Here is a 13029-nt window from a genome sequence, read left to right on the forward strand (position 1 = left end):
GCGCACGGCCGTGCGGCGGCGCACGAAGGCGCCGCGCCGCGCGGGTAGCGGGAGGCTCAAGTAAATCAGGACGATTTTGGGGCGGATAGAACCAACGCGCCGTGTGGCTGGTATCGGCGCGCCAGCACGCGGGGGCGGGCAGGGCCCGTCACGCGCTCGCGCACGCGTCGAGCAGCCAGCGCCGGAACACGTGGGTCGCGTCCGGCTCGGGCCGCTGGGGCGGCCGCACCAGGAAGTAGCCGCGCGACGTGACGACCGGCGCATCGACGAGCTTCACGAGCTGCCCCGACGCGACGAGTTCGTCGACGAGCGGCGACCAGCCGAGCGCGACGCCTTCGCCGAGCAGCGCCGCATGGATCACGAGCGCGTAGCTGTTGAAGGTCACGCCGCGCGCGGCGGCGGCCGTATCGAGGCCGTGCGCGTCGAACCAGCCGGACCACGACAGCCAGCGCTCGGGGCGCGTCGGCTGCACGTGCAGCAGCGGCATCGCGAGCAGGTGCTCGGCCCGCGCGACGTGCGGGTGCGCGTCGCGGAACGCGGGCGAGCAGACGGGCGTGACCGATTCCGGAAAGAGCCGTGCGGCGGTGCACGACGGCCAGTGGCCGTCGCCGAACAGGATCGCGATGTCGCCATGGTCGCGCTGCGCGTCGTAATCCTGTGACGTGACGACGCGCACGTCGACGTCCGGCATCACGCGCTTCAGCCCGGCCAGGCGCGGCATCAGCCAGTAGGTCGCGAAGCCGAAGTCGGTGACGATCGTGAGCGCGCCATGCTCGCGGCGCGCACGCAGGGTCGCGGTCGCGCCGCGCAGCGTGTCGAGGCTCAGCCGCACGGCTTCGTACAGGCACTGGCCGTCGGCCGTCAGCGTGACGCCGCGCGGGCTGCGCTCGAACAGCGGCACGCCCAGTTCGGCCTCGAGCTGGAACACCTGCTGGCTCACGGCCGGCTGGGTGGAGCCGAGCTCGCGCGCGGCGGCCGTGAAGCTCGCGAGCCGGGCAGCCGATTCGAACGCGCGCAGCGCCTGCATCGACGGTAACGGTTCGGATTTCGACATAAGTCTCTCTAATGGCCCCATAAGGGCCGGACGCCTACCCGCGCGAATTCGGGCGGGTGATAGTGCTTCGGACGGTACGGCATGCGCGCTTCGCATCCCGTTTCACGGCCGCCGCGCAAGGCATTCCGCGATTCTAGCCAGTCGCGGGCCGCAGGTGCGGCACTTTCTTCGAGCCGCTTCCGTCATGCCGGACGTCTCGCTGCGCGAGCGGCGCGCCGTTCCATTCGAACACCGTTTTCCCCACGACAGCCGATGACGAACCCGACACCCAACATCCTGATCCTGATGGCCGACCAGCTCACGCCGTTCGCGCTGCCGGCCTACGGCAATCGCGTCGCGCGCACGCCGACGCTGGACCGTCTCGCCGCGCAAGGCGTGGTGTTCGACGCCGCGTACTGCGCGAGCCCGCTGTGCGCGCCGTCGCGTTTCTCGCTGCTGACGGGCAAGTTGCCGTCGGGGATCGGCGCCTACGATAACGCCGCCGAATTGCCGGCGCAAACGCTGACGTTCGCGCACTACCTGCGCGCGGGCGGCTACCGGACGATGCTGTCCGGCAAGATGCACTTCTGCGGGCCCGATCAGCTGCACGGCTTCGAGGAGCGGCTCACGACCGATATCTATCCGGCCGATTTCGGCTGGGTGCCCGACTGGGACAGCCCGACCGAGCGGCCGAGCTGGTATCACAACATGAGTTCGGTGCTGGAGGCCGGCCCGTGCGTGCGCACGAACCAGCTCGATTTCGACGATGAAGTCACGTTCGCGGCGAAGCAGAAGCTGTACGACGTCGCGCGCGAGCGTGCGGCCGGGCACGATGCGCGGCCGTTCTGCATGGTCGTGTCGCTGACCCATCCGCACGATCCGTATGCGATCACGCGCGAATACTGGGATCGATACAGCGACGACGAGATCGACATGCCGGCCGTGCACCTGGATGCGGCGGACAGCGACCCGCATTCGCAGCGGCTGCGCTTCGTCTGCGAGAACGACCGCACGCCGCCCACCGACGCGCAGATCCGCGCCGCGCGCCGTGCCTACTACGGCGCGACGTCCTACGTCGACACGCAGTTCGGCAGCGTGCTGGCCGCGCTCGAACAGTGCGGATTCGCCGATGACACGATCGTGATCGTCACGTCCGACCACGGCGACATGCTCGGCGAACGCGGGCTCTGGTACAAGATGACGTTCTTCGAAGGCGGCTGCCGCGTGCCGCTGATCGTCCATGCGCCGGGCCGCTTCGACGCCGCGCGCGTGCGCGGGCCCGTGTCGCACGTCGACCTGCTGCCGACGCTCGTCGACCTGGCCGGCGCCGCGCCGGCCGGCGGCTGGCCCGACCCGGTCGACGGCGCGAGCCTCGTGCCGCACCTGCACGGCACGCCGGCGCACGACGTCGCGCTCGGCGAATACCTCGCGGAAGGCGCGGTCGCGCCGGTCGTGATGATCCGCCGCGGCGACTGGAAGTACGTGCATTGCCCGCTCGATCCCGACCAGTTGTACAACCTGTCGGACGACCCGCGCGAGCTGACGAACCTCGCCGGCACGCCGGAAGCGGCCGATGTGCTCGCCGCATTCCGCGCGCAAGCCGCGCAACGCTGGAACCTGCCGGAACTGGACCGGCAGGTGCGCGCGAGCCAGCGGCGCCGGCGCTTCCATTACGCGGCGACGACGCAGGGCCGCATCCAGGCGTGGGACTGGCAGCCGTTCACCGACGCGAGCCAGCGCTACATGCGCAATCACATCGAACTCGACACGCTCGAGGCGATGGCGCGCTTTCCGCGCGTCGGGCGCTGAGCGTCCCGCATCGCGAACATTGACGAACGACGGAGGAAGCGGACGATGGAACGGCAATGCAATGCAGCAATCCGGATCGGCGCGGCGCTTGGCGCGGCCGCGTGCCTGATGACCACGCAGGCCGCGCAGGCGGCCGACCCGCAGACGTGCAGCGACGTGAAGATGGCGGCGCCCGGCTGGACCGATATCGATGCGACGAACGCGATGGCGGGCGTCGTGCTGAAGGCGCTCGGCTACCGGCAGGACGTGGCTAACCTGTCGGTGCCGATCACGTACCAGGGGCTGAAGAAAGGGCAGGTCGATGTGTTCCTCGGCAACTGGATGCCCGCGCAGGCACCGCTCGTGAAGCCGTTCGTCGACGAGAAGTCGATCGACGTGCTGCACGCGAACCTGAGCGGCGCGAAGTTCACGCTTGCCGTGCCCGATTACGTGGCGGCCGCCGGCGTGCATACGTTCGCCGATCTCGCGCGCTACGCGGACCGCTTCGGCGGCAAGATCTACGGGATCGAGCCCGGCGCACCCGCGAACCAGAACATCAAGCGGCTGCTGTCCGACCATGCGCTCGGCCCGGCGAACTGGTCGCTCGTCGAATCGAGCGAGACGGGCATGCTCACGCAGGTCGAGCGCGCGGTACGCGACAAGCACTGGATCGTGTTTCTCGCGTGGGAGCCGCATCTGATGAACACGAAGTTCCACCTGACCTACCTGTCGGGCGGCGATGCGTATTTCGGCCCGAACTACGGCGGCGCGACGGTCAATACGGTCACGCGCGCCGGGTTCGCCGGCCAGTGTACGAACCTGGCGCGGCTGTTCCGGCAGATGACGTTTTCCGTCGACGTCGAGAACCGGATGATTGCCGACATGCTCGACCACAAGACCTCGCCCGCGCTCGCGGCGCAGCATGCGCTGAAGGCCGACCCGGCGCTGCTGGCCGGCTGGCTGGACGGCGTGACGACGGCAGCCGGCGCACCGGGCCTGCCGGCCGTGCGCGCGGCCCTCGACGGTCGTTGATTTCCTCCCTCCGGGCGGCCGGTTTTTACCGTGCCGCCGTCTACGTGTTTTCCCGACCGGTCGCATCGTGACCATTTGGTGTCGCCTTCAGACGGGTGACCCGAAATATGGGTTTGTATTTTTCGCCAATGGCTGCGTTATTGCGGAAAACGAAATGCCGAAGCCAGCGGGCGTACTGAATTCGAATCCACCGGCGCATCGTTGCACGCGCCGGGACGAGGTTCTTTCCATCGAACGGTTCAGGGAGGGTGGTCGATAATGAAGCACACGAAAGTTGCCGTAGCCGCCGCGCTTGCATGCGCGGCCTGTGTACCCGCCATCGGGCATGCGCAGAGCAGTGTGACGCTGTACGGGATTCTCGACGCGGGCATCACGTACGTGAACAACACGGGCGGCTCGCACGTGGTCAAGTTCGACGACGGCGTCGCGTACGGGAACCGTTTCGGCCTCAAGGGCACGGAAGATCTCGGCGGCGGCCTGAAGGCCGTGTTCACCCTCGAGAGCGGCTTCCGCCTCGGCACCGGGCAGCTCGGCTTCGGCGGCTCGGAGTTCGGCCGGCAGGCGTATGTCGGCCTGCAGAACGACTGGGGCACGCTGTCGTTCGGCAACCAGCTCGATATCACGAACGAACTCGTGTCGATCTACAACATCTCCGCGTGGGGCAGCGGCTACGCGATTCACCAGGGCGACTTCGACCGCTTCAACGGCGACCGTCTCCCGAACTCGGTGAAGTTCCTGTCGAACGACCTCAGCGGCTTCAAGTTCGGCGCGATGTACTCGTTCGGCAACGTCGCGGGCAACTTCCACCGCAACAGCGCATGGAGCGCGGGCGCGAGCTTCACGAAGGGCGACTTCTCGATCGGCGCCGCGTACACGCGCCTGAACAACCCGAACGGCATCTACGCGTTCGATCCGTACGCGATGATCGGCACGCACACGTTCCTCGGCCAGCAGACCGTCACCGTCGATCCGGCGACCGGCGCACGCACCGACCTGTTCGCGAACACGCCGATGGACGTCGACAGCCAGGGTACGTTCGGCATCGGCACGAGCTACACGATCGGCAAGCTGACGCTCGACGGCAACTTCTCGTACACGACGATCAAGGGCTTCGGCCAGTCGTCGCACATGCAGGTCTATGAAGGCGGCGGCTCGTACCAGTTCACGCCGGCGTTGAGCCTCATTGCCGGCTACCAGCACACGCGCTTCGAAGGCCATCACTGGAACCAGGGCACGGCGGGCCTGCATTACCTGCTGTCGAAGCGCACGGATGTGTACATCTCCGGCGATTACCTGCGCGCGTCGCAAGGCGTGGATGCGGTGATCGGCTACAGCTTCACGCCGTCGACGACGCAGACGCAGGCCGACGTGCGGATCGGGATGCGGCATTCGTTCTGAACGGGATGGGGTGGGGCAGCGACGTCTTCAGCGAGAGGTCTCTCTTTGGCGCGAACCGAGGTTCGCGCTTTTTTTTTTGCCGGGTGTGAGCGGGCATGGGATCCGTCCGGCCGGTGCCGGCCGCCTGGCCACTGCCCGGGGAACCGCGGCCCGACGGTATTGACCAATGCCGTCTATAGACGCTAGCATCGTCCGCATGCTTGATCGCGCCATGTCCCCCTCCTCGTTGATCCGCGCATGTTGTCAGAACATGCCAGGGGGAAGTTGCGTCTAGCGAACTCGCTAAACATTCAAGCAATCGCCTTCCGGCCGCCTGTGATGCAAACCAGGCGGCCTTTTTGTTTTTGGGCCACACCTCGGGATGGAGAAACTCGATGCCGCTTGCGCTGTATGACACCTGGTCGCGTACCGTGCGCCCGTTCACGCCAATCCGGGCCGGACAGGTCGGCATGTATTGCTGCGGCCCCACGGTCTACGATGATGCCCACATCGGCAACCTGAGAACCTACGTGTTCGAGGACCTCCTGCGCCGCGCACTGGAGCGTAACGGCTACGCGGTCCGGCACGTCGTCAATATCACCGACGTCGGCCACCTGACTTCGGATGCCGACGAAGGCGAAGACAAGATGGAGAAGGGCAGCCGGCGAACCGGTGAATCGGCGTGGGCCATCGCCCGGCGCTACACCGAGGCTTTCGTCCGGGACTGGCGCGCGCTCAACCTGCTCGAGCCGACGGTCTGGTGCCGCGCCACCGATCACATCGCCGAACAGATCGCGTTCATCGAAACGCTCGACCGGGCCGGCTACGTCTACCGCACGGACGATGGCCTCTACTTCGACACCAGTCGTCAGGATGACTACGGCTATCTCGCGCGGCTGGACCGTGCCGGGTTGCAGGCGGGCAAGCGGGTGGCGCTGGGCGAGAAGCGGAGCATCACCGATTTTGCGTTGTGGAAGTTCAGCCCGGCCGACGTCACGCGGCAAATGGAATGGGACAGCCCGTGGGGGCGCGGCTTTCCGGGCTGGCATATCGAATGCTCGGCGATGTCCGCGAAGTATCTCGGGACGTTGTTCGATATCCATTGCGGCGGCGAGGATCATATCGCCGTGCATCACAGCAACGAGATCGCGCAGACGCGGGCGGCCCACGGCACGCAACTCGCGAATTACTGGATGCACGGGCACTTCCTGACGCTCGATGCCGATGCGAAGATGTCGAAGTCGAGCGGCGATTTCGTCCGTCTGCAGACCTTGCAGAGCCGGGGTGTCGATCCGCTCGCGTATCGCTACCTGTGCCTGACGGCCCATTACCGCAGCAAGCTGCATTTCACGTGGGCGTCGCTCGATGCGGCGCACACCGCGTTGAACCGACTTCGGCACCTCTATGCGGGCTGGCCGGACGGCGGGCGCATCGATGCGGATTTCTCCGCGCGCTTCGACGCCGAAGTGAACGAGGACCTGAATCTGCCCAGGGCGCTCGCCGTGTTGTGGGAGCTGGTCAGGAGCAACCTGCCGCCCGCGACGCTGAAAGCGACCGTGGACAGCTTCGACGCGGTGCTTGGCCTCGGTTTGCGCGCATGGAGGCCGGTTGCGTTCGACATTCCGGAACGCGTCCGCATGTTGCTTGGTGAGCGTGAGCGCGCCAGGGCGGAGAAGGACTGGGCGCAAGCTGACCGGATCCGGGAAGCGTTGAGCGCCGAGGGCTGGAGAGTCGAGGACACGTCGGAAGGGCAACGCCTGTTCGGTATTGCCGTAGGCTCGACCGATACGGGCGGCCCGCCGCAGTGAAGCGCGCGGGCCGCCGGCATCAGAAGATCCGGTGCCCGAGCCACCACCCACCGGCCGCGAACAGCGCGGCCGCGGGCAGCGTCAGCACCCACGCCCACACGATGTTGCCGGCCACGCCCCAGCGCACGGCCGACAGCTTCTGCGTCGCGCCGACGCCGACGATCGCACCGGTGATCGTGTGCGTGGTCGACACCGGAATGCCGAGGAACGACGCGAGGAACAGCGTCATCGCACCGCCGGTTTCCGCACAGAAGCCACCGACCGGCTTGAGCTTCGTGATCTTCTGGCCCATCGTGCGCACGATGCGCCAGCCGCCGAACAGCGTGCCGAGGCCCATCGACAGGTAGCACGCGCCGATCACCCACGCGGGCGGCGCATCGGCGGTTGCCGACGCGTAGCCCGACGCGATCAACAGCATCCAGATGATGCCGATCGTCTTCTGCGCGTCGTTGCCGCCGTGGCCGAGGCTGTACAGCCCGGCCGACAGCAGCTGCAGCCGGCGGAAGCGCCGGTCGACCTTGCTGGGCGCGGTGCGGAAATACAGCCACGACACGCCGAGCATGAACAGCGAGCCGAGGATGAACCCGAGCAGCGGCGAAATGAAGATGAACGCGATGGTCTTCAGCAGCCCGTCGATGTTCAGCGAGCTCCAGCCCGACTTGGCGAGCGCCGCGCCGACCAGGCCGCCGATCAGTGCGTGCGACGAGCTCGACGGGATCCCGTAGTACCACGTGATCACGTTCCAGCCGATCGCACCGACCAGCGCACCGAACACGACGTAGTGGTCGACGATCTCGGGATCGATCGTGCCTTTGCCGACGGTCTGCGCGACCTTCAGGTGGAAGATGAAATACGCGATGACGTTGAACGCCGCCGCGAACACGACGGCCTGCTGGGGCTTCAGCACCCCGGTCGACACGACGGTGGCGATCGAGTTCGCCGCGTCGTGAAAGCCGTTCATGAAGTCGAATACGAGCGCGACGAGCACCAGCGTCGCGACCATCCAGAGGGCGAGTTGTATCGAATGCATCTTGTTGATTCGCTCAGGCGTTTTCCAGCACGATGCCTTCGACGATGTTCGCGACATCCTCGAATTTGTCGGTGATCCGTTCGAGCAGGTCGTAGACGCCCTTCAGCTTGATGAGCGTCTTCACGTCGATGTCGTCGCGAAAGAGCTTCGAGATCGCCGATCGCAGCACGCGGTCGGCGCGGGTCTCGAGCGTGTCGATCTCTTCGCAGGCCTTGAGGATCTGCGCCGACTCGGTCATGTCGGACAGCAGGTTGACCGCGATCTGCGCCTGCAGCGCCGACTGCACGACGATGTCCGCGAGTTCGCTGGCCTCCTCGGTGACCGACTTCAGGTCGTAGACCACGACGGTGGTCGCGACGTCCTCCATCAGGTCGAGGATGTCGTCCATCGTCGTGACCAGCTTGTGGATCTCGTCGCGATCGAGCGGCGTGATGAACGTCTTGTGCAGCAGGTCGATCGCATCGTGCGCGAGCTTGTCGCCGGTTCGTTCGGTGATCTGGACGTTGGCCATGGCCAGCTCGGCATCGTCGAGATTGTCGAGGAGCATCTGCACCTCGCACGCGGCGAGGACGATGTGCTGCGCATGCGTGTCGAAGAGGTCGAAAAAGCGGTTTTCGACGGGGAGGAAGCGTCCAAGCATGGATTCTCCGGGGAAAAGGTGGGCGGGATGAGGCGGGTCAGGCCGCGCACGGGCGGCACAGCGCGCTGTTGCCGAACGCGACGTGCCGGCCTTCTGCGAGTGCCCGCAAGTCCAGCGGCCGCTGGTTGACGACCGTGCTGGCGTGCCCGGCCGACAGGTCGGGATTGACGAAGTACATCAGCGACTTGCGCGGTGCGCGCGTGCGCGGGCGTTCGACCGCGTGCTGCATCGCCGGCACTTCGCCGTCGGTCAGGGCCTCGAGGAGCGAGCCGGCCAGCACGATCATTTCGTCGGGCCGAGGCAGCGCGGAAATCGGCGACGCATCCGGCAGCAGGACCAGGCCGGGTGCGGTGGGCCGGATGAACGACAGCAGGTGGCCGTCCTCGTGCGGATCCTGCAGGTACGCGCGGTCGTGGCTGCCGTGATGCTGCTCGTACGCGCAGAACTGCAGGTAGGAGCTGTGCCGGACCGGCGGCTGCGGCGTGCCGCCGAGGTTGTCGCATACCGCATCGAGCAGGTCCTGCGCGATTGCATGGATGCAGGCCTCGTAGGCGGCCATCTCGCGATAGAACGCGGTTTTGGCCAGCGCGAAGCCGTGATGTGCGTCGCGCCGTGCGACCCAGTAGCAGAACCGGTCGCACAGATCCGGCCGGTCCGGCGTATGCGAGTATTCGAGCCCGAACGGCAGGAAGCCGTCGGTCTGGTCCGGAAACGAGAACGCGTGCTTCTGCTTGCGATCCAGCTGGTCATAGGCTGCCGCGAGCCGGTCGAAATGCACGAGCAGCGCGTACGGCATCTTGAAGTAGATGTAGCTGTCGCGGATCAGGCGGCTTGCATGGAGTTTCATACGGTTTTGCATGGTGTTCTCCCGGTACATCGGACATGGCGTGGTGCCGAACGGCGGGCATTGCCGCGTTGCGGGCACATGAGAAGGCGGGGCGTGGTGTGCGCGACCCGGTCGGCGTCATCGCGGCGCGCGTGAAGCAGCCGCTGTGGATCGACGTAAATGGCCGGTGGGGTGGCGACGCGGGAGAGCGTCCTTGCGGCTGTCGTGTGCGAACCGGTGCTGCCGGTTCGGCTGAGCGGAGAGATCGAGTCGTGTCATGAGTGCTCCAGGCGCCGGACTGCGCACGGCGGGAGCGTCATGACGTCAACGACGGACGAGCGCTTCCCGCCGCGCCGCGTCGGGCGCGATCGGCTGATAAGAGGCTGGGAGTCGGGTGTTCGCCGGCATGGCGTGCGAGCGCGCGCCGGCGCAGCTTAATCGGCTAGGGTCGTCGTCCATTTCGAACTCCTGTCTATTTGCGCAACGCGTGCGTGAACCTGGGCTGTGCACGCGTGGGCATGCAGCCGGACACACGCACGCGACGCGGGTCACGTACGGACGCCACTCGAATGTCGAACGGCTATGAATTGTCGAGTACGGGAATTTCGGATCGACGGCATGCCGATCCTGAAAGACACCGCATCCTGCTATCCCGGGATGCGGCAGAAGACAAGGCTCTGCGAAGCTTCCTCAGGCGGCAGTCAGGTTGGTGCAGGACCAACTACAACTCGCATCGGTAGGCACAGAAGCCTCCATGAATGAAAACGAGTGCGATGGTAAGAGGGAACCGCGCGGCGCGTCAATCGAAAACTTCGCACGTGTTTCGGGCGGGTTCGCCGGCAGGTCGACCGGGTGCGATCGGGCGCTGCCAGCGATGGGCAAGAACAATTTCGGGACAGCGGGCGGAGCCCGGTCGGCAGGTCCGGCTGAACGGGGCAACGCGGTTTGCCGGCGTCGGGCATCATGCCGGTTCGACGATGACGGCCGTGCCGTAGCAAATGACTTCGGTTACACCCGAGCCGATCTCGGTCGAGTCGTAGCGCATCGCGACGATCGCATTCGCGCCGAGCTTGCGGGCATCGGCAAGCATCTTGTCGAAGGCATGCTGGCGCGCCTTCTCGCACAGCGACGTATAGAGCGTGATGTTGCCGCCGAAGATCGTCTGCAGCGACGCGCCGAACGAGCCGACGATCGAGCGCGAGCGCACGATGATGCCTTGCGCGACGCCGAGCGACCGGACGGTCGTGTGGCCGGGCAGGTCGAACGCCGTCGTGACGCGAGCGGGTGACAGATCGTCGAGGGAGCGGGGGGTATCGATCATGGCGGGGCCTGGGTAGCGGAGTGGTCGAATGACGATTCTATCCGGACGCGCACACGAAGTCGGTGGTTGGCGTCGCACGCTATCGCGATGCTGCCGGTCAAACAATCGAGAGGTGGGCATTGTTTAACGAATGTATCAGCGAGTTCTGGCAGCAGAAGTTTTCGGGAGACCGGTGCGTCCATGACGGCGACGATCTGCAGATCGCCGTCAGTTCCGCGCTCGACGACGAGCAGGGCATGGTCCTCATGCCGACCGACGGCAGAAGCCGGATCGTCGTGCAGGAAAAGGTTGCACGCACGTTGCGTCTGGACGAAACGGATGCGTGGACGATGGCCGGGTTCCTCGAACGCCTGTCGGCATCCGGCGGCGGCCTGTGCGGCGCGGACAATCTTTTCTACTATTCCGCGCAGGCCCTGGCCGATCTGCAGCGTCACGCGATTCCCGCCACGGTGCGGGCGCTGACGCCGGCGGATCGCACGGCGTTCGACGCATTCACCGCCGCGATGCCGGAAGAAGACTTCGATACGGCCAGCGTCGAGCTCGACCATTGGCGCGTCTTCGGTGCATTCGAGCAGGATCGGCTGGTGTGCGCGGGCAGCGTGTACGCGTGGTGGAATTCCTGCCTGGCCGACATGGGCGTGCTGACGCTGCCCGCATCCAGGGGCAACGGCCACGCGCGCGGCGTCGTGCGCGCGATGAGCGTCGCGGCCTGTCGCGAAGGGCTGGAGCCGCAGTACCGGTGCCAGCTCGACAATCCGGCTTCCGCGGCGGTCGCGCGCGCGGTGGGCATGCGTCTTTACGGGACGCTGGACGAGATCGTCCGAATCTGACCGCGGTCGCCGGGAAGGAGACACCTACAGCCGCCTCCTTCCCGACCGCACACCGTCAGGGCTTCACGGCCGTGCTGCCGTCGCCACCGAGATCGACCGCGTAGGCCAGCGCCAGCTTGCCGAACTTCAGCGCGTGATTCGCCTGCCGATCCGAATTCTCCAGCGTGTCGTTCACGGTATGGATATACGGGCTGTCGTTCTCGTCGGCCTCGAACGGGAACGACGCCGGATACCCTTGCGCATTCCACGACGCGTGATCCGAGCACGCATACCCGCACTGCGACGTGCCGACCGCGAGTTCCGGCAGGTAGGTCTTCGCCAGATTCGTCACGTAGGTGTTCTGCGACGCATTCGTGTAGTCGGTGATCAGGTAGATATCCTTCGGATCGCCCTTGTAGTTCGTCATGTCGAGCTGCAGCACGCCGACCACGTTCGCATTCTGCGTGCGGAACTGCTTCGCGATCGCTTTCGAGCCGAGCAGCCCGGCTTCTTCGGCGGCGTACCCGACGAACTTGATCGTCCGCTTCGGCTTGTAGTTGTTCGCCAGCAGCACGCGTAGCGCTTCGGTGAGGCTGGCGATGCCCGACGCATCGTCGTCCGCGCCGGGCGAGCGCGTGTTTTCCGTCGTGCGGCCGACCGTCGAATCGAGGTGACCGCCCAGCACGATCGTGCCCGCGGCCGGATCGCTGCCGCGGATCGTCAGGATCACGGATTTCCGCGGAAAGTTCGTGTGCGCGAACTGCTCGACGGTGATGTCGGCGCGCGAACCCGCCAGCTGCTTCCATTGCAAGGCGAGCCAGTCGGACGCGGCGACGCCGTGCGACGTCGTGTAGTAGCGATTGGTGAAGCCGGACAGCGACGTGATCGTGCCGACGATGTTACTGGCCTGAAGTTGCTGAATCCAGGTGCCGATCTGAGGTGCGTTCGACACCTTGTACACGGAGGCGGCAGCCTGCTTCGCGAGCGTCGGCGGCAACGGCTGCAGTGCGTGGCGCGCTTCGTCGAACGAGTCGTGCACGACATAGCCGGGCCCGTGGCCACGCGTATGGTGGACGGCATGGGCGAGCTCGCCGAGCCGTGAATCGTCGATTTCGACGACATGAACGGTTTCGCGACGCGCGGCGCCGTCGGCCGTCTTGCCGGCGTCGAGGGTCGTGCTGTATTGCGCGGTGGCGCTGGCGTCGATGCGTTGCAACTGGCGGAACGCCGCGTCGCCGAGCGTGATCCATACCGGCGTCGCGTGCGCGGCGGCGGTCAGCAGCATGCCGCCCAGCGCGGCGCTCAGGCGGGTCAGTTTCAGAGTAGGCATGTTCGATCTCGTGAGGATGGCGATGTCGAGGAAGA

Annotated in this window: 11 protein-coding genes; 5 read left to right on the top strand and 6 right to left on the bottom strand. The window is 66.3% G+C overall.

What is annotated here, in order from left to right:
* Nucleotides 1–148: 148 nt before the first annotated feature.
* Nucleotides 149–1054 (bottom strand): choline sulfate utilization transcriptional regulator, encoded by a 906-nt coding sequence (locus BDI24065_RS01055; RefSeq protein WP_041493195.1) that lies wholly within the window; start codon nt 1052–1054, stop codon nt 149–151.
* Between the two features lie 252 nt (nt 1055–1306).
* Between BDI24065_RS01055 and betC the strand changes: the two genes are divergently transcribed.
* From betC to cysS, 4 genes are all read left to right on the top strand, one after another.
* Nucleotides 1307–2842 (top strand): choline-sulfatase, encoded by a 1536-nt coding sequence (gene betC, locus BDI24065_RS01060; protein WP_175029610.1) that lies wholly within the window; start codon nt 1307–1309, stop codon nt 2840–2842.
* Nucleotides 2843–2887: 45 nt separating this feature from the next.
* Nucleotides 2888–3853: a choline ABC transporter substrate-binding protein gene (gene choX, locus BDI24065_RS01065; protein ID WP_175029611.1), complete on the top strand. Its 966-nt coding sequence runs from the start codon at nt 2888–2890 to the stop codon at nt 3851–3853.
* A gap of 258 nt (nt 3854–4111) precedes the next feature.
* Nucleotides 4112–5251, top strand: a complete 1140-nt coding sequence (locus tag BDI24065_RS01070) for a porin (RefSeq protein ID WP_175029612.1) — start codon at nt 4112–4114, stop codon at nt 5249–5251.
* 374 nt (nt 5252–5625) lie between these two features.
* The gene (gene cysS, locus BDI24065_RS01075; RefSeq protein WP_175029613.1) at nt 5626–7038 is read left to right on the top strand and encodes a cysteine--tRNA ligase; all 1413 of its coding nucleotides are present in this window, start codon (nt 5626–5628) and stop codon (nt 7036–7038) included.
* 19 nt (nt 7039–7057) lie between these two features.
* Here cysS and BDI24065_RS01080 read toward each other — a convergent pair whose 3' ends face one another.
* From BDI24065_RS01080 to BDI24065_RS01095, 4 genes are all read right to left on the bottom strand, one after another.
* Nucleotides 7058–8068: an inorganic phosphate transporter gene (locus BDI24065_RS01080; protein WP_011354200.1), complete on the bottom strand. Its 1011-nt coding sequence runs from the start codon at nt 8066–8068 to the stop codon at nt 7058–7060.
* Between the two features lie 13 nt (nt 8069–8081).
* Entirely contained in the window at nt 8082–8708 is a 627-nt protein-coding gene (locus BDI24065_RS01085; protein ID WP_175029614.1) for a DUF47 domain-containing protein, read from the bottom strand.
* Nucleotides 8709–8745: 37 nt separating this feature from the next.
* Nucleotides 8746–9555 (bottom strand): 2OG-Fe(II) oxygenase family protein, encoded by an 810-nt coding sequence (locus BDI24065_RS01090; protein ID WP_175029615.1) that lies wholly within the window; start codon nt 9553–9555, stop codon nt 8746–8748.
* Nucleotides 9556–10495: 940 nt separating this feature from the next.
* Nucleotides 10496–10855 (bottom strand): YbjQ family protein, encoded by a 360-nt coding sequence (locus tag BDI24065_RS01095; protein ID WP_175029616.1) that lies wholly within the window; start codon nt 10853–10855, stop codon nt 10496–10498.
* Between the two features lie 119 nt (nt 10856–10974).
* Between BDI24065_RS01095 and BDI24065_RS01100 the strand changes: the two genes are divergently transcribed.
* Nucleotides 10975–11685: a GNAT family N-acetyltransferase gene (locus BDI24065_RS01100; protein WP_175029617.1), complete on the top strand. Its 711-nt coding sequence runs from the start codon at nt 10975–10977 to the stop codon at nt 11683–11685.
* A 55-nt stretch (nt 11686–11740) separates the two neighbouring features.
* Here BDI24065_RS01100 and BDI24065_RS01105 read toward each other — a convergent pair whose 3' ends face one another.
* Nucleotides 11741–12994, bottom strand: a complete 1254-nt coding sequence (locus BDI24065_RS01105; RefSeq protein WP_175029618.1) for a M20/M25/M40 family metallo-hydrolase — start codon at nt 12992–12994, stop codon at nt 11741–11743.
* Nucleotides 12995–13029: the final 35 nt, after the last annotated feature.

Origin of the sequence: Burkholderia lata (assembly GCF_902499025.1) — a bacterium.
GTDB lineage: Bacteria > Pseudomonadota > Gammaproteobacteria > Burkholderiales > Burkholderiaceae > Burkholderia > Burkholderia lata_C.

Coding starts and splice junctions, on each gene's coding strand:
- BDI24065_RS01080 (WP_011354200.1), bottom strand. CDS start 8,068: ATGCATTCGATACAACTCGCCCTCTGGATGGTCGCGACGCTGGTGCTC.
- choX (WP_175029611.1), top strand. CDS start 2,888: ATGGAACGGCAATGCAATGCAGCAATCCGGATCGGCGCGGCGCTTGGC.
- BDI24065_RS01105 (WP_175029618.1), bottom strand. CDS start 12,994: ATGCCTACTCTGAAACTGACCCGCCTGAGCGCCGCGCTGGGCGGCATG.
- BDI24065_RS01085 (WP_175029614.1), bottom strand. CDS start 8,708: ATGCTTGGACGCTTCCTCCCCGTCGAAAACCGCTTTTTCGACCTCTTC.
- BDI24065_RS01095 (WP_175029616.1), bottom strand. CDS start 10,855: ATGATCGATACCCCCCGCTCCCTCGACGATCTGTCACCCGCTCGCGTC.
- cysS (WP_175029613.1), top strand. CDS start 5,626: ATGCCGCTTGCGCTGTATGACACCTGGTCGCGTACCGTGCGCCCGTTC.
- BDI24065_RS01070 (WP_175029612.1), top strand. CDS start 4,112: ATGAAGCACACGAAAGTTGCCGTAGCCGCCGCGCTTGCATGCGCGGCC.
- BDI24065_RS01055 (WP_041493195.1), bottom strand. CDS start 1,054: ATGTCGAAATCCGAACCGTTACCGTCGATGCAGGCGCTGCGCGCGTTC.
- BDI24065_RS01090 (WP_175029615.1), bottom strand. CDS start 9,555: ATGAAACTCCATGCAAGCCGCCTGATCCGCGACAGCTACATCTACTTC.
- betC (WP_175029610.1), top strand. CDS start 1,307: ATGACGAACCCGACACCCAACATCCTGATCCTGATGGCCGACCAGCTC.